Below are 24088 nucleotides of genomic sequence, written 5' to 3' on the forward strand. Positions count from 1 at the left end.
GTACGGCCCGCTCTCAGGTCTTCGCACAGCCGGCCCGGTCCCTTAACCGTTGCGCACCGCCCGGGGTGGCGCAACCGGGGACCGAGTGGTGAAAAACTCAGCTCGTCTTCGCCGCAACTTCCGGCTTCTCCGCGTCCGCGCCGTCCTCGGCGGCACGCTGCGCGGGGGCTTCGGGCACGGCGGCCTCGGCACCCTTGGCCTGGGCCTGCACCGTCTCGGCCGCCTTGGCCGCGGCACCGCCGACCGTGGGGACCAGGCCGGAGAGGCCGGAGAGCATCTGGCCGAGCTGGTTGGTGACGGCGTCCTTCTGGCGGGTGAGGTCCTCCACCTCGCGGCGGGCGGCCTGAGTGGTGAGCTCGGCCTCCGTCCGCGCCTCGCTCAGCAGGCGCTGGGCCTCGCTGCGCGCCTCGGTGACGGTCTTGTCCGCGTGGGCGCGGGCCTTCTCCACCGTCTCGACCGCGTGCCGCTCGGACTCGACGCGGCGGCTCTCGGCGCGCTGCTCGATCTCCTTGGCGCGGTCCTCGGCGGCGCGGGCGCGCTCCTCGGCCTCGGACACCATCTTCTGTGTCGCGCTGACCTGGGCGGCGTGCCGCTCGGACTCCTCGCGCTCGGCCTTCTCCCGGCGCTCGGCGATCTCCAGCGCGAGGGCCTGCAGGTCCTTGTCGCGCTTGTCGCGGGCGTCGGTCAGCAGCTTGGTCGCCTCGGCGCGCTTCTCCTCGGCCTCCCGGCCCGCCTTGGCGCGCAGCTGGGTGATCTCCCGCTCGGCGGTGGCCCGCAGCGAGGCCACCTCCCGCTCGACGGTCGACTTCAGCTCGGCGACCTCGTGCGCGGTGACCGTCCGCAGCTGCTTGGTCTCGCGGTCGGCGTCGGAGCGCAGCGTGTCGGCCTCGCGCCGGGCCTGCACCCGGGCCTCGGCTGCCTCGCGCTCGGCGTGCGTCCGGACCTGCCCCGCCTCGCGCTCCGCGGTCGCCTTCATGGCGGCCGCCTCGGCACGAGCCTTGTCCGTGATCTCACGCGCCTCGAGCCGCGCCGCGGAGAGGATGCCCTCGGACTCCCGCTTGGCCTCGCTACGGTGGTCGTTCGCCTGTTCCTCGGCCAGCCGCAGGATCTGCTCCACCCGGGTGCCCAGCCCGGACAGGGTCGGCCGATTGTTCTCCTCGAGCAGCTTGTTGCTGTCCGCGAGCTTCTGCTCGAGCGCGTTCAGGCGCTGCTCGGCCTGCCGCAGCCGGCGCTGCGCGTCGTTCATCCGCTGCTCGGCCTCGCCGCGGGCCTGCTCGGACTGGTTCAGGGCGGCGACCAGCCGGCCGAGGTGGGCGTCCACCTGCCCGCGGTCGTATCCACGCAGGACAACAGTGAAGTCGTGCTGCGAGTTTGCGGTTTCGAAGAACGCGAGATTGGCATCCTGCTGCTGGGGCATTGCGACATACTGGCAGACCCCCCAGGGGGCTACGCAAGAGCGTACGGGCCGGGTATTCCGGCCTAAGATCACCTTCGACCTGGCTGTCGAGCCCCCGTCGGCCGTTCGGGTGGCACCCCCTAGGGGCCTGTCCGCGCAGCGTCGCCACGCCGCTACCTGCTGTGCAGCCAAGGCGCGGAAGATCGTCTCACACGGGGGGCGTGCGGCGCTCCTCGATGGCCTCGATCCTGCCAGTACGCAGCCATTGCGTGGGGACTATTCACCCGCAAGGCGTACGAAACAGGCGACGCGTGCGGTCAGGCGGGCCGGCCGGGCTCCACGAGCTCGACGAGCACCCCGCCCGCGTCCTTCGGGTGCACGAAGTTGATCCGCGACCCCGCCGTGCCGCGCCGGGGCTCGTCGTAGAGCAGGCGCAGCCCGCGAGCGCGCAGTGCGGCCGAGGCCGCCTCGACGTCGCGCACCGTGTACGCCAGCTGCTGCAGCCCCGGGCCGTTGCGATCCAGGAACTTCGCGATCGCCGAGTCGGGTCGCAGCGGCGCGAGCAGTTGGATGCGCGCGCCCTCGCCGTCGGGGCCGGCGGCGATCATGGCCTCGCGGACGCCCTGCTCCTCGTTCGTCTCCTCGTGCACGCAGCGCATGCCGAACGCCCGGTCGTAGAAGGCGATGGCCTCGTCGAGATCGGCGACGGCGATGCCGACGTGATCAACGCGCAGGAGGCCGACGGGCGGCAGCGATTCCATGTCGGAGAGTGTGACATTCTCGCTCTCGTCCCCGGTGGGTGACGTAACGGTCATCCGGCTAGTCTGACCTAACCATCGTTCAGGCGTCGCGGCCGGTCCCCACGAGGGCGTGGTCGCGCCCTCGACAACGCCACCCGAAGCGACGACGCCACCCGTCGCAGCCACCCGAAAGCGAAGCTCCCGTGACCAGTTCGGTGATCGTCAGCGGCGCCCGTACCCCGATGGGCCGCCTCCTCGGCAACCTCAAGAACGTTCCGGCCACCGCCCTCGGCGGCTATGCGATCGCCGCGGCGCTCGAGCGCGGCGGAGTGAGCCCGGAGCAGATCCAGTACGTGATCATGGGCCAGGTGCTCCAGGCGGGCGCCGGGCAGATCACCGCGCGGCAGGCCGCGGTCGCCGCGGGCATCCCGATGACCACGCCCGCGGTGACGGTCAACAAGGTGTGCCTCTCCGGCCTCGACGCGATCGCGCTGGCCGACCAGCTGATCCGCGCCGGCGAGTTCGACATCGTGGTGGCCGGCGGCATGGAGTCGATGACCAACGCGCCGCACCTGATGCTGGGTCAGCGGCAGGGCAAGAAGTACGGCGACATCCTGGTGCGCGACCACACCGCGTACGACGGCCTGATGGACCCGTGGGACGGCATCTCCATGGGTGAGTCGACCGAGCGCAGCGGCAAGGATCTCGGCATCTCGCGCGCCGAGCAGGACGCGTTCGCCGCGCTCAGCCACCAGCGGGCCGCCGCCGCGCAGCGCAACGGGCACTTCGCCGACGAGATCGTCCCGGTCAAGGCCGGGCTGCGCGGGGTCGACGAGGTGGTCGACACCGACGAGGGCGTACGCCCCGACGCCACCGCCGAGTCGCTGGGCAAGCTGCGCCCGGCGTTCGCGAAGGACGGCACCATCACCGCGGGCAGCGCGTCACCGATCTCGGACGGCGCCGCGGCCGTCGTGGTGATGAGCCGCGCGAAGGCGGAGGAGCTCGGGCTGACCTGGCTGGCGGAGATCGGCGCGCACGGCAATGTCGCCGGGCCGGACAGCTCGCTGCAGGCACAGCCGGCCAACGCGATCAAGCACGCGCTGGCCAAGGAGGGCCTGACCGTCGCCGACCTCGACCTGATCGAGATGAACGAGGCGTTCGCGCAGGTCGTCATCCACTCGATGCGCGAGCTGAAGGTCAACGAGGACATCGTCAACGTCAACGGCGGCGCGATCGCGCTCGGTCACCCGATCGGCATGTCCGGCGCCCGGCTGGTGCTGACCCTCGCGCTGGAGCTCAAGCGCCGCGGCGGCGGCATCGGCGCGGCCGGCCTGTGCGGCGGCGGCGGGCAGGGTGACGCCCTGATCATCAAGGTGCCGGCAGCATGACCGACGGCGCCGGCGGTCCGCAGCAGGGTGCCGCAGCGCCCCGGGGGGCCCGGCGGCGGGACGTGCCGACGCTGGTCGCCCGGGCGCGTGAGGGTGACCCGAGGTCGGTCGCGCGCCTGATCAGCATGGTCGAGGACGGCGACCCGAAGCTCGCCGAGGTGGCCGCCGCTCTGGCGCCGTACGCCGGCCGCGCCCAGGTCGTCGGCCTCACCGGCTCGCCCGGGGTCGGCAAGTCGACCACCACCAACGAGCTGGTCCGCGCGCTGCGTACGGCCGGCCGCCGGGTCGGTGTGCTGGCCGTCGACCCGTCCAGCCCGTTCACCGGCGGCGCGATCCTGGGTGACCGCGTACGCATGCAGGAGCACACCACCGATCCGGGCGTGTACATCCGGTCCATGTCGAGCCGGGGTCAGCTGGGCGGGCTGTCGGCCGCCACGCCGCAGGCGGTCCGCGTCCTGGAGGGCGCCGGGTGTGACGTGGTGGTGGTGGAGACGGTCGGCGTCGGTCAGGCCGAGGTGGAGATCGCCTCGCTGGCCGACACGACGCTGGTGCTGCTCGCGCCCGGGATGGGCGACGCCATCCAGGCCGTGAAGGCGGGCATCCTGGAGATCGCCGACGTCTTCGTGGTCAACAAGGCGGACCGGCCCGGCGCGGACGCCACGTACCGCGACATCCAGGGGATGCTGAGCCTCGGCGAGCGCGGTCCCGGTGACTGGCGGCCGCAGGTCGTGCGTGCCACCGCGGTCCGGGGCGAGGGCATCGACGACGTGGTGGCCGCCATCGAGAAACACCGGGCGTGGCTGGAGAAGTCCGGCACGCTGCGGGCCGTGCACGAGAAGCGGGCCGCCGTCGAGGTCGAGGCGATCGCGCTCGGCACGCTGCGTGCGCGCATGGGCAACCTCCGCGACGGTACGGCGCTCAGCAAGCTGGCCGCTCAGGTGGCCGACGGCGAGCTCGATCCGTACGCGGCCGCCACCGCCCTGCTGTCCGAGCTCGGCGGGCGTGCCGGAGCGACGGCGAACACATAGGCGATTCACAGTCAGGAGGCTCAACCCGGTCGCCGCAGCGCCGATGGGAGGAACCGGTATCCCGCGCTTCCGCGGGTAGCAGGACCGGGAACGAGGTGGCCCATGACGCGCGGGCCTCTCGCGCGCGCCCGGCGCGCCGATCCGCTGCTGGTGGCCCTCATCGCGCTGCTCGTGGCGACGTTCGTGGGCTTCGGTTCCGGTGCGGGCTCGACCGGCACCCAGGTCACCGCGTTCTGGCTGCTCATGATCGCCGTGCAGGTGCCGTTCGCCGTGTCGGCCCGGCGGGTGGCGGGTCACCTGACGCGCTCGGGGACGGAGGACGCCCACGGCGGTGCGATGTGGCGGCTGTTCTCCACCGCCGGCGTGGTGCTGGTCCTCGGCAACGTCGTGCAGGTGGTGCTCGTGCTGCGCGACCCGTTGTCGGTGGGCGCGGCGATCGGAACGGATCCGCAGGCCGCCTCACTGGCGCTGGCCATGGCCCTGATCGTCGCCGCCCTGCTGCGCTACCCGATGGGCGAGATGGGCGCCGCCGCACGCCTGCGGATGCGCATCGACGTCGCCACGGTGATGGCGGCGGCGACCACGTTCGGGCTGTGGATCTTCGAGCTGCCGCCGGGTCCACGGGACGCCGGCTGGGTGCTGCACACGACGACCGTCATGCTCGTCCAGCCGGGGTTGTTCCTGGTCGCCGTCTTCGCCGTCGTGAAGATTCTTCTGGGTGGCCGGTCGGCGTTCGTGCGTACCGCCGGGGTGCTCAGCGGGACCACGGCGATGCTGCAGGCGGTGCTGCAGGCCGTACCGGTCCCGTACTACGTGGCGCCGCCGACCATGTCGTGGCTGTTCGCGGCGAACGTCCTGGCCAGCGGTCTGATCGCGATCGGCGCGCGGGTTCAGGAGCGGCAGGTTCGCGCCGGTGCCCGGACGGCTCCGCAGCGCGCGAAGCGGCCGTACAGCCTCCTGCCGTACGCGGCCATGGCGGCCGTCTGGCTGCTCGCCGCCGCCGTGCTGGCGCTGCACGGGCTGGACCTGCGGGCCTGGGTGGTGGTCGCGGGGGCGAACGTGACCACCGCGCTGGTCGTCGCCCGGCAGGTGGCGGCGTTCCGGCACATCGCGGAGCTGCTGCGGGAACGCGACGAGCTGACCGCCCAGCTCACCCGGATGGCCTACCACGACGCGCTCACCGAGCTCGCCAACCGCAGCCTGTTCATGCAGCGGCTGAGCGACGGGCTCGCGGCCGGCCCGGTGACGGTGTTCCTCATCGACCTGGACGAGTTCAAGCCGGTCAACGACGCGTACGGGCACGCCACCGGCGACCGGCTGCTGATCGAGGTCGGCCGGCGGCTACGGGGCTGCGTCCGCGCCGGCGACACGGTGGCCCGTCTCGGCGGCGACGAGTTCGCCGTGCTGATCCTGGACGTCTCGGACGACCGGCGCCGGCAGGTGGCCGACGACCTCGCCCGGGCGTTGCGGGGCACCACCCGGATCGGCGCGGTGGAGGTGCCGCTGACCGCCAGCATCGGCATGGCCGTCGGGCGCGACGGCGGGCAGGACCCGGACAGCCTGCTGCACGAGGCCGACATGGCGATGTACGCGACCAAGGAGCACCGGCGCCACCTGTCCGCCGGTAACCGCAAGTGATGTTGAGGAAGCGAGGAGTAACTCGTCTTTTCCGCCAGGGTTGACGAGGCGTTCCCGCTGGTAGCCTTGCCGCCCTCTGGCCAGGAGGAACTCCATGCGTACGAGACTGTTCGCCCTCGCTGCGGTCGCCCTGACCGCGCTCTCCGGCATGTCCGCATGCACGGGCGGTGACGACGGTGACGGCGGGACCGCCTCCGGCGGCTCCCGCTCCGGGACGGGCGCCGGCAAGGTCGGTGTGATCCTGCCGGACACCACCACTTCGCAGCGCTGGGGCACCGACGACCCGAAGCTGCTGCAGGCTGCCTTCGACGCGGCCGACGTGCCGGTCGACATCCAGAACGCGCAGGGCGACAAGGCCCAGTTCCAGCGGATCGCGGACAGCATGATCGCCGGCGGCGTGAAGGTGCTGATGATCGTGAACCTGGACTCGGCGACCGGCAAGGTGGTCCTCGACAAGGCCAAGGCCGAGGGCATCAGGACCATCGACTACGACCGGCTGACCCTCAACGGCGGCGCGGACTACTACGTCAGCTTCGACAACGAGCAGGTCGGCGTGCTGCAGGGGCAGGGCCTGGTGCGCTGCATGGGCGGGCGGGCCACGGCCGGCGGTGAGCCGCCGATGATCGCCGACCTGAACGGCTCGCCGACCGACAACAACGCCTCCCAGTTCAAGGAGGGCTACGACTCGGTCCTGCAGCCCAAGTACGACAGCGGCCAGTACCTCAAGGGTCCCGACCAGTCCGTCGAGGACTGGGACAACAAGGAGGCCGGCGTGGTCTTCCGGGAGATGTGGGAGCAGACCAACAAGAACATCGACGGCGTCCTGGCCGCGAACGACGGCCTGGGCAACGCCGCGATCTCGATCCTCAAGAAGGACGGCATGAACGGCAAGGTGCCGGTCACCGGCCAGGACGCCACCGTTCAGGGCCTGCAGAACATCCTCGCCGACGACCAGTGCATGACCGTGTACAAGCCGATCAAGAAGGAGGCGGACGCGGCGGCGGACCTGGCGATCAAGCTCTACCGCGGCGAGCGGCCGACGACCGGTGACCGCGTGAAGGACCCGGAGTCGGGCGCGTACGTGCCGGCCGTGCTGCTGGACCCGCTGCCGATCGCCAAGAAGGACATCAACGTGGTGATCAAGGACGGCTTCGTCGAGAAGAAGGCGGTCTGCGCCGGGCGGTTCGCGGCGCTCTGCCGCCAGGCGGGCATCAACTGACGGGGTCCCGTTCTCCGGCGGCCGTGCGCCGGGGGAGCCGGTCGACCGCGACGAACGCGAGCCCGAGCACCCAGAACGCCACCGCGAAGAACAGCGCGCTCAGCGAGACGCCGGCGTAGCCGAGGCCGGTCACGTCGATGAACGGGTACGGGTACGTGTGCGTGATCAGCCCGCGGATCAGCGCGAAGCCGAGGTAGCCGAGCGGGAAGGCGAGCCAGTAGGCGGCGTACCGCCAGCGGAACCGGCGGCGTTCGTCGAAGATCAGCCAGTCCAGCACGGCGAGCAGCGGGACGACCGTGTGCAGCAGCTGGTTGCCGACCGCCTCGGCGGGAGTGCGCTCGACCGGGCCCATCGAGAAGCCGCTCGCCGGGTTGGCCAGCACCAGGTGGTAGACGAGGCCGGTGATCGCCACGTACAGCGTGACCGCGCCCTTGAGCGCCGGCCGGTCGATCGGTCCGCGGAAGGCCGCCCAGCCGGCGAAGAGGCCGTACGCCACATTGCTCTGGATCGTGAAGTAGGGCAGCAGGCCGGACACGGTGGCGGCCCCGGCCGCCGTCAGCGCCACACCGGCGATGACGGCGACCAGGGCCGTGATCCGTAGAGATCTCACGAGGGGAAAGCTACCGCCGGAGCAGATCAGCAGGCGGCGTCGGTGCCCGCCACGTTCACCGCGGTCCAGGCCTTCTGCACGGCCTTGTACTCGGTGCCGCAGCGGCCGTACAGGTCGGTCGCCGCGGAGAGCGTGTACCCGCGGGCCTTGGCGTACGTGGTGCTCGAGGTGAAGTAGGTGGTCAGCGCGCGGTACCAGATGGCCGCCGCCTTGGCCCGGCCGATCCCGGTCACCGCGCCGGCGGAGCCGCACACCGGGGAGGTGCCGTACGCGGTGGCGCCGGTGCCCTCCGCCAGGTTGAAGAAGAAGTGGTTGCCGACGCCCGAGGAGTAGTGCACGTCGACGCTCTTCGTGGTGCTCGACCAGCAGTTCTGGCTGCCCCGGCCGTCCAGCGACGGGTTGTACATGTAGCGCAGCGGCGTCCCGTTGCCGTTGATGTTGATCTTCTCGCCGATCTGGTAGTCGCCCGGGTCGGCGCTGTTGCCGGCGTAGAACTCGACCATCGTGGCGAAGATGTCGGAGGTCGCCTCGTTCAGGCCGCCCGACTCACCGGAGTAGGTGAGGCCGGCGGTGCGCTCGGTGACGCCGTGGGACATCTCGTGCGCGGCCACGTCCATGGACACCAGCGGCTTGGCGTTGCCGGAGCCGTCGCCGTACGTCATCTGCGAGCCGTCCCAGAACGCGTTGACGTACGAGCTGCCGTAGTGCACCCGCGAGGGCACGCCGGTGCCGTTGTTGAAGATGCCCTTCCGGCCGAACGTCGAGTTGTAGTAGTCGTACGTCTTCGCCGCGCCGTAGTGCGCGTCCACCGCGGCCGACTGGCGGCTGCTCGTGGTGCCCGTACCCCAGACGTTGTCGGCGTCGGTGAACAGCGTGCACGTGCCGGAGGTCCGGTTGTTCATGTCGCAGGTCGTGCCGTTGCCGTGCGCCGCGTCCTTGAGGCTGTAGCTGCTCGTCGACACCTGGGTGGTGTTGATCGAGACGGCGCCCGAGTAGAGGCTGTTGCCGGTGGCGGTCTCGACGGTGTCCCACGAGCTGAGCACCTTGCCGGTGGTCGCGTCGGTGACGACGTGCAGGCGGGACGGGGTCTGACCGTCGGGTGCCATGCCGGCGACGACCGTCTCGTACGCGAGCGTGCCCGAGCCCTGGGTGGCGTCGACGACGAGCTCCGGCGAGCCGAGGCCGGTGACCGTACCCGAGAAGTGGCTCTTCGCGGCGGCCGCGGCCGATGCCGCGCTGCGCGAGGGCGTGGTGCTCAGCGACAGCGGGGCGGTGAGGCCGACCGACGCGCTGCGCAGGGCGCCGTTCGCTCCGTGCAGCACGAAGTCGCCGCCCAGCACGCGCAGCCCCTGATACGTACGGCGGTAGCGCACGTGGGTCGTGCCGTCGGCGTCCTTGGCGCTCGCGATGACCGCGAAGGCGTCGGCGGCGCTCGCCTTGACGGCGGCCCGGTGGGCGGAGGGGGACAGGGGGTCGGCTGCCGGTGCCGCGTTCGCAGCGTCGGCGCCGGCCAGCAGCCCGCCCAGGAGCAGGGCGGAACCGACGGCGGCGATGGACTTCTTCACTCGGGGGTCTCCTGACCGTTGGGGGGAGCGGCGGTGGCCACGCGGTCAGACTTCCGTTCATATGCAGCACTGTGAATATCCTGAAATCGTCATAGCACCGGCGATCACTTCCGTCCGGGGCTTAGCGATCGTTCAGGATTGTGCCTACGATGGGCGCCATGGACGCAGCCGACATCGCCGCCGGTCGCGAGCGCTGGCAGAAGCGCTACGACGACTCCCGCAAACGGGACGCCGACTTCACCACGCTGTCCGGAACCGGCGTCGATCCGGTCTACGGGCCCGCGCCCGGTGACACTGTCGAGGACTTCGAACGCATCGGCTGGCCGGGCGAGTTCCCGTACACCCGGGGCCTCTATCCGACCGGTTACCGCGGACGGACCTGGACCATCCGGCAGTTCGCGGGCTTCGGCAACGCCCAGCAGACCAACGAGCGCTACAAGATGATCCTGGCCGCCGGTGGCGGCGGGCTGAGCGTCGCCTTCGACATGCCGACGCTGATGGGCCGCGACTCCGACGAGCCGGAGTCGCTCGGCGAGGTGGGGCACTGCGGCGTCGCGATCGACTCGGCGGCCGACATGGACGTGCTGTTCGACGGCATCAACCTGCAGGACGTCACGACGAGCATGACGATCTCCGGGCCGGCCGTCCCGGTCTTCTGCATGTACCTGGTCGCGGCCGAGCGGCAGGGCGCCGATCTCGGCAAGCTCGACGGCACGCTGCAGACCGACATCTTCAAGGAGTACATCGCGCAGAAGGAGTGGCTGTTCGCCCCCGAGCCGCACCTGCGCCTGATCGGCGACCTGATGGAGTACTGCGCCCGGGAGATCCCGCGCTACAAGCCGCTGTCGGTCTCCGGCTACCACATCCGCGAGGCCGGCTCGACCGCCGCGCAGGAGCTCGCGTACACGCTGGCCGACGGCTTCGGGTACGTCGAGCTGGGCCTGGCCCGCGGCCTCGACGTCAACACGTTCGCGCCCGGCCTCAGCTTCTTCTTCGACGCGCACGTCGACTTCTTCGAGGAGATCGCGAAGTTCCGCGCGGCCCGGCGCATCTGGGCCCGGCATCTGCGCGACGACTACGGCGCGACCAGCGAGAAGGCGCTCTGGCTCAAATTCCACACGCAGACCGCCGGGGTGTCGCTCACCGCGCAGCAGCCGGTCAACAACGTCGTGCGTACGGCCGTGGAGGCGCTCGCGGCGGTGCTCGGCGGCACCAACTCGCTGCACACCAACGCCCTCGACGAGACCCTCGCGCTGCCCACCGACGAGTCGGCCGAGATCGCCCTGCGGACCCAGCAGGTGCTGATGGAGGAGACCGGGGTGACCAACGTGGCGGACCCGCTCGGCGGTTCCTGGTACGTGGAGGCGCTGACCGACCGGATCGAGGCCGAGGCGGAGGAGATCTTCGCGCGCATCCGCGACCTGGGCCACGACGGCACGATGACCTCGGGCATCCTGCGCGGCATCGAGGACGGCTGGTTCACCGCGAACATCGCCGAGGCCGCGTTCACCTACCAGCAGGCCCTGGAGAAGGGCGAGAAGAAGATCGTCGGCGTCAACGTGCACACCGGCACGGTCGCCAAGGACCTCGAGATCCTGCGGGTCTCGCACGAGGTCGAGGTCGTGCAGCGGCGCGAGCTGACCGCTCGCAAGGACAACCGTGATCGCGTACGCGTGGAGCAGGCGCTGGCGCGCCTGGTCGAGACCGCCCGCGGCGAGGGGAACATGATCCCGGCGATGCTCGACGCGGCCCGGGCCGAGGCCACGCTGGGTGAGATCTGCGGCGCGCTCAAGGACGTCTGGGGCATCTACCGCGAGCCCGCCCGCTTCTAGTCCTTCCCGCGCCGCAGGCCCTTGAGCACGATGTCGAGGTAGCGGTCGGCGGCGGCCTCCGGGTCGCCGCCGCTGCGTGCCGCGTGCTGGATGCCGCAGGTCAACCGGCGGAAGTCGTCGGGCGTGACGTCCGGGCGTACGACGCCGGCCTCGCGTGCCCGGTCCAGCACCTGCAGCGACGCGGCGCCCAGCTCCTTGCTGAGCTCCTGCGTGTCCGCGCACTCGAAGCCCGGCTCCGACAGCACCGCCGCCAGGCTCGCGTCGGTGAGCTGCCGGCGCAGCGCCGCCCGGAGCAGGTTCTCGAGACCCGTGGCGATGTCCGGGTTCTCCGCGGCTGCCCGAGCCTCCGCGACCAGTTCGGTGAAGCTCTCCGTCGCGAGGCCCTCCAGCAGGGACCGGCGGCTGGGGAAGTGCCGGTACACCGTGCCCACGCCGACGCCCGCCTCCTTGGCGATGGCGTTCATCGGCAGCTCCAGGTCGCCCGCCGCGACGCGGGCCCGGGCGGCGGAGAGCGTCCGGGCCCGAACCCGGGCCGAGTCTGCGCGCAAGGTCACACGCAGAGGATAACCCATCCGCTGCCGTGCTACCGTCGGCTGTGAACGGATAAAAAATCCGTTCTGACGCCGTGGAGGTACGGATGGCACTCAGCTGGAGCTACGACGACATGCCCGGGCAGACCGGCCGCACGGTGGTGATCACCGGGGCCGGCAGCGGTCTCGGCCTCGTGCTGGCCGATCGGCTGGCCCGGCGCGGCGCGTCGGTGATCATGGCGGTCCGGGACGTGGCGAAGGGCGAGCGGGCGCGCTCCGGGCTGACCGGCGACCTGGAGGTGCGGCAGGTCGACCTCGCCGACCTGGACTCGGTCCGGCGCTTCGCCGACGGGATGCGCGCCGACCGCCGCCGCATCGACGTGCTCGTCAACAACGCGGGGATCGGCGGGCAGACGCGCGAGCTGACGCCGCAGGGGCACGAGAGCGTGTTCGCGACCAACCACCTCGGTGCCTTCGCGCTCACCGGACTGCTGCTCGACCTGTTCCGGCCCGACCACGACCCGCGCGTCGTGGCGGTCGGATCGAACCTCTACCGACGGGTCAAGGTGGCGACCGACTTCGAGGATCTGCGCGCCGACCGGCACTTCTCGCCCGGGGCCGCGTACGTGAAGTCCAAGCTCGCGAACATCCTCTTCGGAGCGGAGCTCGACCGCCGGCTGCGCCGGGCGGGCAGCCCGGTGCGCAGCTTTCTGAGCCACCCCGGCATGGCGTCCACCCCGATGCACGACAGCGCCCGGACCTTCGCGCAGCGGGCGATGGTGACGATCGGCGGCGCCCTGTTCAGCCGGCCGGTCGAGCAGGCCGCGCTGCCGCTCGCGTTCGCCGCCACCGACCCGGCCGCCCGGACCGGTGTCTTCCTCGGCTTCGCGGCACGGAAAAAGGACATCCGGGTGCACTTCGATGCGCTCGTACCGCCCGCCGACGACCTCGCTCTGGCCGCCCGGCTGTGGCGCATCTCGGAGGAGGCGACCGGGGTGCGCTACCTCGGCGAGCCGCTCCCGCTGCAGGACCGGCGGGAGCGCCTGTGACGTCCGATATCGCCTGCCCGGCGGCGCGGCGGACACGCGCGGGTGCGTGCGAGACTAGGTAACCATGAGCGACCCACGGACCACTCCGTCGATCTTCACCCGCGGCGCGGTCGATCTCGGCGCGCTGCGCCCGGCGAGCAAGCCCACGCCGTCCGCCGCCGGCCCGGCCGCCGGCGCCGCCGCCACGCCCGCCGCGGGCCCGGCCACCGGCGTCCCGGGCGGCTCGCCCGCCGCGGTGATCGACGTGACCGAAGAGAACTTCCAGACGACGGTGCTGCAGCTGTCGATGACGACGCCGGTCATCCTCGACTTCTGGGCCGACTGGTGCGAGCCCTGCAAGCAGCTCAGCCCGGTCCTGGAGAAACTGGCCGCCGAGGGCGGCGGCAGCTGGGTGCTCGGCAAGGTCGACGTGGACGCCAACCCGCGGCTGGCGCAGGCGCTGCGGGTGCAGGGCATCCCGATGGTCGTCGCGGTCGTCGGCGGCCAGCTCGTCGAGGGCTTCACCGGCGTGCTGCCGGAGGCCGAGGTGCGCCGGTACGTCGACGCGGTGCTCAAGGCCGGCGGCGTGCAGGTCGCCCCGGCGGAGGACCCGCGGATGGACGCGGCCGACGACGCGCTGATGGGCGGCGACCTGGACGAGGCCGAGGCGGCGTACCGGAAGATCCTCGCCGAGACCCCGCAGGACCGGGCGGCCGAGTCGGGGCTCGCCCAGGTCGAGCTCTACCGCCGGATCGAGGGCGTCGACCCGGCCGCGGTGCTGGCGAAGGCGGCCGCCGACCCCGACGACCTCGACGCGCAGCGGCTCGCCGCGGACATCGAGGTCCTCAGCGGACAGGCGCCGGAGGCGTACGAGCGCCTTGTGGCCGCGGTGAAGCGGTCCGCCGGCGAGGAGCGCGACGCCGTCCGCAAGCACCTGCTGTCGCTGTTCACCGTCGCCGGACCGGACGACCCGGCGGTGGCGAGCGCGCGCCGCGCACTCGCCCGCGCGCTCTTCTAGGCACAGTACGGGGGCCCCATGCGCCGCATAGCCGTGCTCGACGCGCCGTCCAACCTCGGACTGCGCCCGCCGACCGGGACCTCGGTCCCCGGCTGCGCCAAGGCGCCCGGAGCCCTGCGCGACCAGGGGCTGCTGCGCCGGCTCGACGCCCGGGACGCCGGCTGCCTCACGCCGCCGCGCTACGACCCGGGGGAGTGGCGGCCCGGCGACGGCGTCTGCCACGCCCCCGAGATCTCGCTGTACTCGCGCCGGCTCGCCGACCGCATCGGCGCGATCATCGACCAGGGCGAGTTCCCCGTCGTGCTCGGCGGGGACTGCTCGATCGTGCTCGGCTCGGCGCTGGCCATGCACCGCCTCGGCGAGGCCGTGGGCGGGCGCATCGGACTGGTCTTCGTGGACGGTCACTCGGACTTCCGGCACCCCGGCAACGCCTCGTACGTGGGCGCGGCCGCGGGCGAGGACCTGGCCCTGGTGACCGGCCGGGGCCAGGTCGACCTGGCGGCGATGGAGGGGCGGCGGCCGTACTACCGTGACATCGACGTGGTGGTGATGGGCATCCGCGCCCAGGACGAATACCGCCTCGACCTGCAGGCGGCAGGCATCGTCACCCGCCCGGTGCCGACGCTGCGCGTGGAGGGGGCGGCCCGCAGCGCCCAGTGGGCCCGCGAGCAACTCGTCGACTGCGCCGGCTACTGGGTGCACCTCGACGTGGACGTCCTCGACCCGGCGGTGATGCCGGCCGTGGACGCGCCCGAACCGGGCGGCATCGCGTTCCCGGAGCTCGAGCTGCTCCTCGCCGGCCTGGTGGAGTCGCCGCACTGCCTGGGCGTGGAGATCACCGTCTTCGACCCGGACTACGACCCCGACGGCCGGTACGCCGAGGAGATCACCGCGGCGATCGTCGCGGGACTGAAGTCGGCGCACACGGTGGAGGCCCGGCCGGATCTGGTCGCCGCCCGTCAGGATCTTCTCGCGCCGGGGGCACCGGGCAAGCTCGCCTCCTCGGCGGCCTCGGGTTCGGGTTCCGCGCCGGCTCCGGCGTCGGTCTCCGCGGCGGCCTCGGGTTTGGGTTCCGCGCCGGCTTCGACGTCGGTCTCCGCGGCGGCCTCAGGGTTGGGTTCCGCGCCGGCCTCGGCGTCGGTTCCCGCGGCGGCTTCGGGTTCGGCTTCGGCGGTGGGTTCCGCGCCGGCTTCGGCGGTGGCTGCCGGGGCGGTCTCTGTGGCGGCGTCCGAGGTTGATCCCGTGCAGGAGCGGCGGGCCGCCGCGGCGGCGGACGATGTGGCGCTCGCCGCGGCCGCGATGTTGGGTGGCGGACCTGGCGCGGGCCACGACGACGAGGTGGCGGCTCCGGCGACGACGCTGATGGCGGTGGAGGAGGCCGACGAGGTCGAGGCTCGGGTGGTGGAACCCGCTCACGACCGGGACCTCGACTCCGATTCCGCCGAGATCCCTGAATCCGATGCCGGCTTCGATGCCACCGAGGGGTTCGATGCTGCCGAGGCTTTCGCCGACGCTGACGTGGTGATAGACGCCGAGGTGGAGCCGGACGTCGAGCGGGATCCGGAGTTCCGGGCCGGGCACGAATCCGGGCCGGAGGCCGACGCTGCGGGCGAGGTCGAGGCGGAGATCGTCGCCGAGGCGGATCTCGACGTGGAGCTCGCGGCCGAGCCCTCGGCCGCGATGCCGGACGAGTCTTTGGCCGCGATGCCGGACGAGGACGTGGCCGAGTCCTGGGACGCGATGCCGAGTGAGCTTGCGGACGAGCCCTCGACGGCGATGCAGCATGAGCGTGCGGACGAGCATCCGGCCGCGATGGCCGACGAGCATGCGGACGAGCACGGGGAGCCGGCGCTGCGGCCGCTGGGCCAGGCGCCGCTGCTCGACTCCGAGCCGTTGCCCGCCACCATGCCCGGCATGCTGCGACCCCGGCAGATCGACGATTTCAGCCTGCCGGCGCAGCGCCCCGCGTTCGAGATCGGACCCGAGGCGCCCGCCGACATCACCTGACGGTGCCGCTGAGCCGGTCGTTCAGCGACTGAGCCGGCGCTGAGCCGTCGCTCATCGGTTGAGCCGGTCGCTCAGCGACTGAGCCGGCGCTGGGCCGGTCGTTCGGCGCTGGGCCGTGGCTCAGCGGTGGGCCGGGCGATCAGCGGTTCAGGTCCGTCAGGAAGCGCTTGACGATCGGGACCGCCGCCTCCGCGCCCGCGCCGCCGCGTTGCACCATGACCGCGAATGCCACGTCGCCCTGCCAGCCCACGAACCAGGCGTGGGTCTCCTCGGACTTGTCGGCGAATTCGGCGGTGCCGGTCTTGCCGTACACGTCGCCGCCCGGCACGTCCTGCAGGTCGTCGCCGGTGCCCTTGGTCACCACCTCGCGCATCAGCGTGTGCAGTGGCTCGATCGATGCGGGGGCCAGCTTGGGGCCCTCCGGGGCCGGCTTGGACGGTGCCGGGTCCAGGATGAGCTGCGGCTGCTTGAACTGGCCGCGGGCCACCGCCGCCGTCGCGCCGGCCATCGCGAGCGGGCTCACCGCCGTGGCGCCCTGGCCGAAGGTCGCCGCCGCCAGTTCGGTGGGGCTGTCGGCGGGGGAGAGCTTGCCGGAGAAGGCCGTCGTGCCCAGATCCCACTCGGCGCCGATGCCGAGCTTCGTGGCGGCGTCCTTGAGCCCGTCGGCGCCCAGCTTCGAGGAGAGCTCGACGAACGCCGTGTTGCACGACTTGGCGAAGTCGGTCCGGAACGGTACGGAGCCGAGGACCATGTCGTGGGAGTTCTTGAACTCGCGGCCGGCGACCTTCCTGGTCTTGGGGCAGGCCACCACGCCGTCGAGGGTGACCGCCTTCTTGTCCAGCAGGCCCAGTGTGGACACCATCTTGAAGGTCGAGCCGGGCGGGACCTGGCCGGCCAGCGCGGTGTCCACGCCGCCGCCGTCGGGACCGTTGGCGACCGCCAGCACCGACGAGTCGCTGATCCGGATCGCCACCAGCGCGCTCGGCTGCTTCTCCGCGGCGACCGCCACGTCGGCCGCGTTCTGCGTACGGGTGTCCAGCGTGATCTTGATCGGCTTCCCGGCCACCGGCTCGATGCTGTAGAGCTGCGAATCCTCGATCTTGTCGTCCGGGGTCTTGCGGGCGATCACCACCGCCTGCCCGGGCGTGCCGCGCAGCTGGGCGTCGTACCGCTGCTGCAGCCCGCCGTGGCCGACCTGGTCGCCCTGCGCCATCGTGTCCGGGTTGGCGTCGAGGTCCTCGCGGGTGGCCTCGTCCACGGTGCCGATCGTGGCCCGGGCGAACGGCCGGGTGGGCGCGAGCTCGCGCTGCTCGTCGTGGAAGAGCGTGCCCTTCAGCGCGTTCAGCTTGGCGCTCACCTTGGCGAAGTCGGCCTGGCGCAGGGTGACCACGTCGACGAACGCGTCGGGCTTCGAGTTGCGTGCCCGGGTGGCCAGGTCGTCGGTGTCGAGGTCGACCTTGACCGTCTTCAGCGTCGTGCCGAGCTCCTTGAAGAGCTTCGCCTGGTCCTCGACCTGGTCCGGCCGGATGCCGACCACCACGACCGCCCGCTTGGTCACCAGCGGCTTGCCGTCGGGGCCGAGCAGGTCCGCCCGGTCGGCGGCCTTGCGGCGCAGCTCCAGCCGGTCGCCGTCGGTGAGCTCGCTGTGCACGAGCGACGGCTCCCACACCACCCGCCAGCCGTCGGAGTTGGCCTTCGTCAGCCGTACGGTGCTCTGGTACGACCACGCGGAGCCGCCGGGCAGCGTCCAGTCGACCTTGATCGGGGCCGACGCGATGTCGCCGGTCTCCTTCGCCTCACCCTGCTGCGACAGCAGGACGGACGACTTCGCCAGGTCGCCCGAGAGGCCCTGGAGCCGGGCGTACACGTCCTCGGCCGAGATCCGGCCGCCCGCCGCCGTGACGAAGCCGACCTTGCTCAGGTTGCCGTTGCGCCAGCCGTCGAGGAAGGCCTTGACCGTGTCGCCGGGCCCGCTGGAACCCGAGCACGCGGCCAGCAGGGAGCCGGCGAGCGCGAGCCCGGCCAGCGCGGCGACGGCTCGACGGGCTCGTCCGGTCCGGTGCATGAGGTTGCCCCTCCCCAGGTACGAATCAGGAAACGTACGGAACGGTAACCTCCCCGCGCTCGTCCGGAGTGCCCGCGCTGCGTGAGATGTGTCTAATTCGTTGTCGGATCTTCGGCTGCGCACCCGGGGTGTGCCCGGGTCCCCGGGAGCAGGATCTAGGCTGGAGCTGCGAAACGTCGACCCACAGTGCCGTGGGTGAGGGGAGCCGTCTGTCATGCCTGTCGCCGACGAGGCCGCCGCCGATTCCGGTCCCGAGCTGGATTTCGAACCGGGCCCCGGGCTAGCCCTCACGGGCCGGCTCGGCACCTCCGACGACGAACTCGACGAGCCGTTGCCGAACGCCGAGCGGCTCGTCACCGACGCCGTGGCGCTCGCCGGGGACGACCACGGCGCCGCGGCGCTCGTGGGCCGTTTCTGGCGCTTCGCGCCGGACGAGGAGCTCGTCGGCTACACCCCGGCGGAGATGTTCGAGGCCGCCCGCCGGCACCGGGAGCTCGCCGCCGAGCGGCTGCCGGGTGAGCTGAAGCTCGACATCAGCGCCCCGTCCGAGGCGCAGCCGCACACGGTCATCTCCATCGTCACCGACGACATGCCGTTCCTCGTCGACTCGGTGGTCGAGCTGCTCACCGCGTACCAGCTGAGCGTGCACCTGCTGGTCCACCCGCTGATCGTGGTGCGCCGTGCGCCGCTGGGCGCCCTCGCGCAGGTCGAGGCGGACGTCGAGCCCGACGACGCGATCGACGGCGACCTGGTGGAGAGCTGGATCCGCGTCGAGATCGATCCGGTGCGCACGGCGGAGGCCCGCGAACACCTGCACAACGAGCTGCGCCGGATCCTCACCGACGTCCGCGATGCCGTCGACGACTGGCCCCGCATGCGCCAGCGCGCGCTGGTCATCGCCGACGAGCTGGCGGCCGCCCGGGGTTCCGATCGCAAGCTGCCGGTGCCGGACAAGGACGTCACCGACACGATCGAGCTGCTCAAGTGGCTGGCGCACGACCACTTCACGTTCCTCGGCTACCGCGAGTACCACCTCGGCGGCGACGGCGACCTGCTCGCGGTCGTGCCGGGCAGCGGGCTGGGCATCCTGCGCGGCGAGCAGAGCACGAGCCGCAAGCTGTCCTCGATGGCGCCGGAGGCACGCCAGCGCGCGCTGGAGAAACGCCTGCTGATCATCACGAAGGCCAACTCGCGGGCGACCGTGCACCGTTCGGCGTACCTCGACTACATCGGCGTGAAGGTCTTCAACGACCGCGGCGAGGTGTGCGGCGAGCGCCGGTTCCTGGGCCTGTTCTCCAGCTCCGCGTACCGCACCAGCGTGCGGGAGCTGCCGGTGGTGCGGCGCAAGGTCATGGAGGTGCTGGACCGCTCCGGGCTGTCGCCGCGCGGGCACTCCGGCAAGGACCTGCTGCAGATCCTCGAGACGTACCCGCGGGACGAGCTCTTCCAGATCAAGACCGATGACCTGTACGAGGCGGTCATCGGCGTGCTGCGCATGGCGGGGCGGCGGCAGCTGCGCCTGTTCCTGCGCCGCGACGGGTACGGCCGGTTCATCTCGTGCCTGATCTACCTGCCGCGCGACCGCTTCACGACCGCCAACCGCCAGGCCATGCAGGAGATCCTGCTGCGTGAGCTGAACGGCATCGGCGTCGACTACACCACCCGGGTCACCGAGCGGATGCTCGCGCGGGTGCACTTCATCGTGCGGACGGACCCGTCGGACCCGCCCGGCGCGGTGGACCCGAACGCGCTGGCCGAGATGCTCGCCGACGCCACCCGCATGTGGGACGACGACTTCTCCCTGGTGCTCGAGCGCAAGCTCGGCGAGGAGCCGGCCAAGGAGCTGTTCCACCGGTACGCGGGAGCCTTCCCGGACAGCTACAAGGACGGGCACACGCCGTACGAGGCGGTGCAGGACATCGCCAAGCTGGAGCTGCTGGAGGAGTCCGGGCAGCTCGAGATGCACCTGTACCGCAAGCGCCGGCTCAACCGCGACGGGTGCGCCGAACCCGACGACCACGACGTGCGGTTCAAGGTCTTCCGGTACGGCGAGCCGATGATGCTCTCCGCCGTCCTGCCCGTGCTGCACTCGCTGGGCGCGAAGGTCGTCGACGAGCGCCCGTACGAGGTCCGCCGCGCCGACGGCACCGTCTACCTGTACGACTTCGGCCTGATGCCGCCGGCCGCGCACCGGGAGCTGTCCGAGGTGCGCCCGCAGGTGGAGAACGCGTTCGCGGCGGCCTGGCAGAACGAGGCCGAGGTGGACGGCTTCAACGAGCTGGTGCTGCGCGCGGGGCTGACGTGGCGGCAGGTCGTGGTGCTGCGGGCGTACGCGAAATATCAGCGGCAGACCGGCGCCGTCTTCTCCCAGCGGTACGTCGAGTCGACCTTCATCGCCTACCCGGAGATCACCCGCCTGCTGGTGCGGCTCTTCGAGACCCGGTTCTCGCCGCAGCTGGAGTACGGCGAGGACGAGCGGGCGCGCCTGGCCGACGACCTGGTCGAGCAGGTGACCGGGCTGCTCGACGGCGTGGACAGCCTGGACCAGGACCGCATCCTGAGGTCGTACCTGACGCTCATCCAGGCGACCCTGCGCACCAGCTTCTTCCAGCGCGGCGCCGATGCGCGACCCAAGTCGTACGTCGCGTTCAAGCTGGACCCGCAGGCGATCCCGGACCTGCCGCAGCCGCGGCCGAAGTTCGAGATCTTCGTCTACTCGCCCCGGTTCGAGGGCGTGCACCTGCGCTTCGGCGCGGTCGCGCGCGGCGGCCTGCGCTGGTCCGACCGGCGTGAGGACTTCCGGACGGAGATCCTCGGCCTGGTCAAGGCGCAGATGGTGAAGAACGCGGTGATCGTGCCGGTGGGCGCGAAGGGCGGCTTCGTGCTCAAGCAGAAGCCGGGTGACCGGGACGAGGCCGTGGAGTGCTACCGCCTGTTCATCGGCGCGCTGCTCGACGTCACCGACAACATCCACAGTGGCAAGATCATCCTGCCGGTGGACGTGGTGCGCCACGACGCCGACGACCCGTACCTGGTGGTGGCGGCCGACAAGGGCACCGCGACGTTCTCCGACATCGCCAACGAGATCTCGGTCGGCAAGGACTTCTGGCTGGGCGACGCGTTCGCCTCCGGCGGCTCGGCCGGCTACGACCACAAGAAGATGGGCATCACCGCCCGTGGCGCGTGGGAGTCGGTCAAGAAGCACTTCCGCGACCTGGGCGTCGACACCCAGTCGCAGGACTTCACCGTGGTCGGCATCGGCGACATGTCCGGCGACGTGTTCGGCAACGGCATGCTGCTCAGCGAGCACATCCGGCTCGTGGCCGCGTTCGACCACCGGCACATCTTCCTCGATCCCGACCCGGACGCGGCGGCGTCGTTCGCCGAGCGGCGCCGGCTGTTCGACCTGCCCCGCTCGTCCTGGGCGGACTACGACGCGGCGCTGATCAGCGAGGGCGGCGGCGTGTACCCGCGGACGGCCAAGTCGATCCCGGTGTCGCCGCAGGTCCGCGCGGCGCTGCGGCTCGGCGACGCCGCCGCGGTGAGCCCGCCGGAGCTGATGCGGGCGATCCTGCGCGCCCCGGTCGACCTGCTGTGGAACGGCGGCATCGGCACCTACGTCAAGTCGGCGTCGGAGACCCACGCGGACGTCGGCGACAAGGCCAACGACCCGATCCGGGTCAACGGCCGCGAGCTGCGCGCCCGGGTGGTCGGCGAGGGCGGCAACCTGGGGCTCACCCAGCGCGGCCGGATCGAGTACGCCCGCAGCGGCGGCCCGCGCGACGAGGAGTCGGAGACCGGTACGGGCGGCCGCATCTTCACCGACTTCATCGACAACACCGCCGGCGTGGACTGCTCCGACCACGAGGTCAACATCAAGATTCTGCTCGGCGGCGCGGTGACCGACGGCGAGATGACCCTGCCGGAGCGGGACGAGCTGCTGGCCGCGATGACCGACGAGGTCGCCGCGCTGGTGCTGCGGGACAACTACGAGCAGGGCACCGCGCTCGGCAACGCGCGGCAGCAGGCCCACTCGCTGCTGCCGGTGCACCGCCGGATGCTCACCGACATGGAGCAGGCGGGCCAGCTCAACCGCGAGCTGGAGGCGCTGCCCACCGACAAGGAACTGGCGGCGCGCTACGAGGCCGGCGAAGGGTTGACCGCGCCGGAGTTCGCGGTGCTGCTCGCGTACGTGAAGATTCTGCTCGAACGCCAGGTCCTCGCCGACGTGCTCGTGGACGAGGAGTGGACCACCGGCGTGCTGGCCCGCTACTTCCCGACGCCGCTGCGCGAGCGGTTCGCCGCCCGGATGGCCGGCCACCGGCTGCGCCGGGAGATCATCTCGACGTCACTGGTCAACGAGGTGGTGAACCGCGGCGGCACGTCGTTCGTCTTCCGCGCCATGGAGGAGAGTGGCGCCTCGGCGGCCGACGTGATCCGGGCGTACGTGGTGGTCCGCGACGTGTACGGCCTCGGCAAGCTGTGGGAGGCGGCGGAGAAGCTCGACAACCGGGTGCCCACCTCCGCGCAGACGCTGGTCTACCTGGAGACCCGCCGCCTGCTCGACCGGGCCGTGCGCTGGCTGGTCAGCAACCGCCGCTCCCCGCTGGACGTGGCCGGTGAGATCGCCCGCCTGCAACCCGGCGTCACCGCCCTGCTCGCCCAGCTGCCCCAGGTCGTCGTCGGCACGGAGCGCCGCTCGCAGGAGGCGCACGTCGACATGCTGGTGGAGAAGGGCATCCCGGAGGAGCTGGCCCGCCAGGTGGCCCGCGTCGTGTACGGCTTCGGCATGCTCGACATCCTCGAGACCGCCAAGGCCACCGACCGGGACCTCACCGAGGTGGCGGACGTCTACTTCGTCCTCTCGGAGCGTTTCCAGATCGACGTCCTGCTCTCGCACATCTCCCGCCTGCCCCGCGGCGACCGCTGGCAGACCCTGGCCCGCATGGCGCTGCGCTACGACCTGTACTCGGCGCTGGCCGGGCTGACGGCCGAGGTGCTGCAGTCGACGCCGGGGGACCTGCCGGCGGAGGACCGGGTGTCGCAGTGGGAGCACGTGAACGCGGCGTCGATCGCCCGGGCGGGCAACGCCATGGGCAACGTCTCGGACACCCCGGCCGACCTGGCGGCGCTGTCCGTGCTGTTGCGGCAGATCCGCACGCTGGTCAAGACGTCCTCGGCGGCCTGAGGCCGGTCCGGAGGCCGGTCCCGTCAGGCGGGGCCGGTCTCCACGAAGGCGGCGATCGCCGTGGCGACCCGTTGCGGCGCGTCACGCTCGGCGCCGTGCCCCTGCCCGTGCATCAGAAGCCGGCGCGTGCGGGGGAGGGTCCGTTCGAGCGCGTCCAGTCGCTCGGCCAGGTGCCTCGGTGAACGGTCGCCGCCGATCAGCAGGACCGGCACGTCGATCTTCGCGTACGCCGGGAGCCGGACGCCGAGGGCATCGATGGCGTCATTGTCGTCCAGCTGCCGGACGACCCTGTCGCGGTAGCCGGTGCGGCCGATGATGAGGCCGGCCACCGCGGCCTGCGCCGGGGACATGCGCACGACGTCCCGCAGGAAGATGGACAGCGCCTTGCCCGGCCTGCCCTTGGCCAGGGCGGCGCGTGCAGGGACCAGGCGGTCGCCGCCGAGCGGCTCGCCGATGACCACCGGCGGCTCGTAGAGGACCGCGCCCGCGTACAGCCCGGGGTCGGCGGTGAGGGCCTCCAGGGCGAGGACGCCGCCGGAGGAGTGGCCGACGACCACCGGCCGGTCGAGGGTCCGGGCGACAGCGGCCACGTGGTTCACCTCTGCCGCCATCGTGACGGGGCGCGGCAGATCCAGCCGGTACTGCCGCCGGTGCAGCCGGACCGTGCGATAGCGGTCCCGCAGGCGGTCGGTGACCTGTGACCAGGCCGAACTGTCGCCCATGCCGCCGTGGATGACCAGGATCGGCCGTCCGGTGCCCTCGTCGACCGCTTCCGCCACCGTGCCGTCCACCGCCGTCACCCGCATGACAAGCCTCCTTAGCGCCGCTAAGGCGAA

15 protein-coding genes and 1 pseudogene are annotated in these 24088 nt (G+C 71.9%); 9 read left to right on the forward strand and 7 right to left on the reverse strand.

Going from position 1 to position 24088, the window contains the following annotated elements; genetic code table 11:
* Positions 1-97: 97 nt before the first annotated feature.
* Both COUCH_RS07300 and mce read right to left on the reverse strand, forming a co-directional pair.
* Positions 98-1417 (reverse strand): DivIVA domain-containing protein, encoded by a 1320-nt coding sequence (locus tag COUCH_RS07300; RefSeq protein WP_249611329.1) that lies wholly within the window; start codon positions 1415-1417, stop codon positions 98-100.
* Between the two features lie 296 nt (positions 1418-1713).
* Positions 1714-2157, reverse strand: coding sequence for a methylmalonyl-CoA epimerase (gene mce / locus COUCH_RS07305; protein WP_249611330.1), 444 nt, complete (start codon positions 2155-2157; stop codon positions 1714-1716).
* A 182-nt stretch (positions 2158-2339) separates the two neighbouring features.
* On the opposite strand from mce, the gene COUCH_RS07310 reads away from it, so the two are divergent.
* The 4 genes from COUCH_RS07310 to COUCH_RS07325 all read left to right on the forward strand — a co-directional run bounded on the left by COUCH_RS07310 (position 2340) and on the right by COUCH_RS07325 (position 7409).
* Entirely contained in the window at positions 2340-3524 is a 1185-nt protein-coding gene (locus COUCH_RS07310; protein ID WP_275980074.1) for an acetyl-CoA C-acetyltransferase, read from the forward strand.
* Positions 3521-4552 (forward strand): methylmalonyl Co-A mutase-associated GTPase MeaB, encoded by a 1032-nt coding sequence (gene meaB / locus COUCH_RS07315; protein WP_249611331.1) that lies wholly within the window; start codon positions 3521-3523, stop codon positions 4550-4552. The genes COUCH_RS07310 and meaB overlap by 4 nt, the downstream gene beginning before the upstream one ends.
* A gap of 102 nt (positions 4553-4654) precedes the next feature.
* Positions 4655-6190, forward strand: a complete 1536-nt coding sequence (locus COUCH_RS07320) for a GGDEF domain-containing protein (protein WP_249611332.1) — start codon at positions 4655-4657, stop codon at positions 6188-6190.
* Between the two features lie 94 nt (positions 6191-6284).
* The gene (locus COUCH_RS07325; RefSeq protein WP_249611333.1) at positions 6285-7409 is read left to right on the forward strand and encodes a sugar ABC transporter substrate-binding protein; all 1125 of its coding nucleotides are present in this window, start codon (positions 6285-6287) and stop codon (positions 7407-7409) included.
* On the opposite strand, the gene COUCH_RS07330 is transcribed toward COUCH_RS07325, so the two are convergent.
* Both COUCH_RS07330 and COUCH_RS07335 read right to left on the reverse strand, forming a co-directional pair.
* Entirely contained in the window at positions 7402-8019 is a 618-nt protein-coding gene (locus COUCH_RS07330) for a Pr6Pr family membrane protein (protein WP_249611334.1), read from the reverse strand. The two genes, COUCH_RS07325 and COUCH_RS07330, sit on opposite strands and share 8 nt — an antisense overlap.
* A 26-nt stretch (positions 8020-8045) precedes the next feature.
* Positions 8046-9584 carry a M4 family metallopeptidase gene (locus COUCH_RS07335; RefSeq protein WP_249611335.1) on the reverse strand — a complete coding sequence of 513 codons (1539 nt, stop codon included), beginning with the start codon at positions 9582-9584 and terminating at the stop codon, positions 8046-8048.
* Between the two features lie 158 nt (positions 9585-9742).
* Here COUCH_RS07335 and COUCH_RS07340 point away from each other — a divergent pair, with 158 nt between their 5' ends.
* Complete coding sequence (locus COUCH_RS07340; RefSeq protein WP_249611336.1) at positions 9743-11416, forward strand: acyl-CoA mutase large subunit family protein; 1674 nt, start codon at positions 9743-9745, stop codon at positions 11414-11416.
* On the opposite strand, the gene COUCH_RS07345 is transcribed toward COUCH_RS07340, so the two are convergent.
* On the reverse strand, positions 11413-11970 hold the full coding sequence (locus tag COUCH_RS07345; RefSeq protein WP_249611337.1) for a TetR/AcrR family transcriptional regulator: 558 nt from the start codon (positions 11968-11970) through the stop codon (positions 11413-11415). The two genes, COUCH_RS07340 and COUCH_RS07345, sit on opposite strands and share 4 nt — an antisense overlap.
* 83 nt (positions 11971-12053) lie before the next feature.
* Here COUCH_RS07345 and COUCH_RS07350 point away from each other — a divergent pair, with 83 nt between their 5' ends.
* The 3 genes and pseudogenes from COUCH_RS07350 to COUCH_RS07360 all read left to right on the forward strand — a co-directional run.
* A complete protein-coding gene (locus COUCH_RS07350; protein ID WP_249611338.1) occupies positions 12054-12995 on the forward strand; it encodes an SDR family NAD(P)-dependent oxidoreductase in 942 nt (313 codons plus the stop codon).
* 64 nt (positions 12996-13059) lie between these two features.
* Entirely contained in the window at positions 13060-13992 is a 933-nt protein-coding gene (locus tag COUCH_RS07355; protein ID WP_249611339.1) for a tetratricopeptide repeat protein, read from the forward strand.
* An 18-nt stretch (positions 13993-14010) separates the two neighbouring features.
* Positions 14011-14908: pseudogene (locus tag COUCH_RS07360) on the forward strand (arginase family protein); the annotation flags it as partial.
* Positions 14909-16138: 1230 nt separating this feature from the next.
* Here the strand turns inward: COUCH_RS07360 and COUCH_RS07365 are convergent.
* Positions 16139-18064 (reverse strand): penicillin-binding transpeptidase domain-containing protein, encoded by a 1926-nt coding sequence (locus COUCH_RS07365; protein WP_249611340.1) that lies wholly within the window; start codon positions 18062-18064, stop codon positions 16139-16141.
* A gap of 214 nt (positions 18065-18278) precedes the next feature.
* On the opposite strand from COUCH_RS07365, the gene COUCH_RS07370 reads away from it, so the two are divergent.
* Positions 18279-23252: an NAD-glutamate dehydrogenase gene (locus COUCH_RS07370; protein WP_249611341.1), complete on the forward strand. Its 4974-nt coding sequence runs from the start codon at positions 18279-18281 to the stop codon at positions 23250-23252.
* Between the two features lie 23 nt (positions 23253-23275).
* Here the strand turns inward: COUCH_RS07370 and COUCH_RS07375 are convergent, their stop codons facing one another.
* Positions 23276-24058, reverse strand: coding sequence for an alpha/beta fold hydrolase (locus COUCH_RS07375; protein WP_249611342.1), 783 nt, complete (start codon positions 24056-24058; stop codon positions 23276-23278).
* Positions 24059-24088 lie beyond the last annotated feature (30 nt).

The organism is Couchioplanes caeruleus, assembly GCF_023499255.1.
Classification (GTDB): domain Bacteria; phylum Actinomycetota; class Actinomycetes; order Mycobacteriales; family Micromonosporaceae; genus Actinoplanes; species Actinoplanes caeruleus_A.

What these genes read in the sequence shown, in the direction of transcription:
- meaB (WP_249611331.1), top strand. Translation starts at nt 3,521, where the DNA reads ATGACCGACGGCGCCGGCGGTCCGCAGCAGGGTGCCGCAGCGCCCCGG.
- COUCH_RS07350 (WP_249611338.1), top strand. Translation starts at nt 12,054, where the DNA reads ATGGCACTCAGCTGGAGCTACGACGACATGCCCGGGCAGACCGGCCGC.
- COUCH_RS07375 (WP_249611342.1), bottom strand. Translation starts at nt 24,058, where the DNA reads ATGCGGGTGACGGCGGTGGACGGCACGGTGGCGGAAGCGGTCGACGAG.
- COUCH_RS07370 (WP_249611341.1), top strand. Translation starts at nt 18,279, where the DNA reads ATGCCTGTCGCCGACGAGGCCGCCGCCGATTCCGGTCCCGAGCTGGAT.
- COUCH_RS07325 (WP_249611333.1), top strand. Translation starts at nt 6,285, where the DNA reads ATGCGTACGAGACTGTTCGCCCTCGCTGCGGTCGCCCTGACCGCGCTC.
- COUCH_RS07320 (WP_249611332.1), top strand. Translation starts at nt 4,655, where the DNA reads ATGACGCGCGGGCCTCTCGCGCGCGCCCGGCGCGCCGATCCGCTGCTG.
- COUCH_RS07355 (WP_249611339.1), top strand. Translation starts at nt 13,060, where the DNA reads ATGAGCGACCCACGGACCACTCCGTCGATCTTCACCCGCGGCGCGGTC.
- mce (WP_249611330.1), bottom strand. Translation starts at nt 2,157, where the DNA reads ATGGAATCGCTGCCGCCCGTCGGCCTCCTGCGCGTTGATCACGTCGGC.
- COUCH_RS07365 (WP_249611340.1), bottom strand. Translation starts at nt 18,064, where the DNA reads ATGCACCGGACCGGACGAGCCCGTCGAGCCGTCGCCGCGCTGGCCGGG.
- COUCH_RS07300 (WP_249611329.1), bottom strand. Translation starts at nt 1,417, where the DNA reads ATGCCCCAGCAGCAGGATGCCAATCTCGCGTTCTTCGAAACCGCAAAC.
- COUCH_RS07340 (WP_249611336.1), top strand. Translation starts at nt 9,743, where the DNA reads ATGGACGCAGCCGACATCGCCGCCGGTCGCGAGCGCTGGCAGAAGCGC.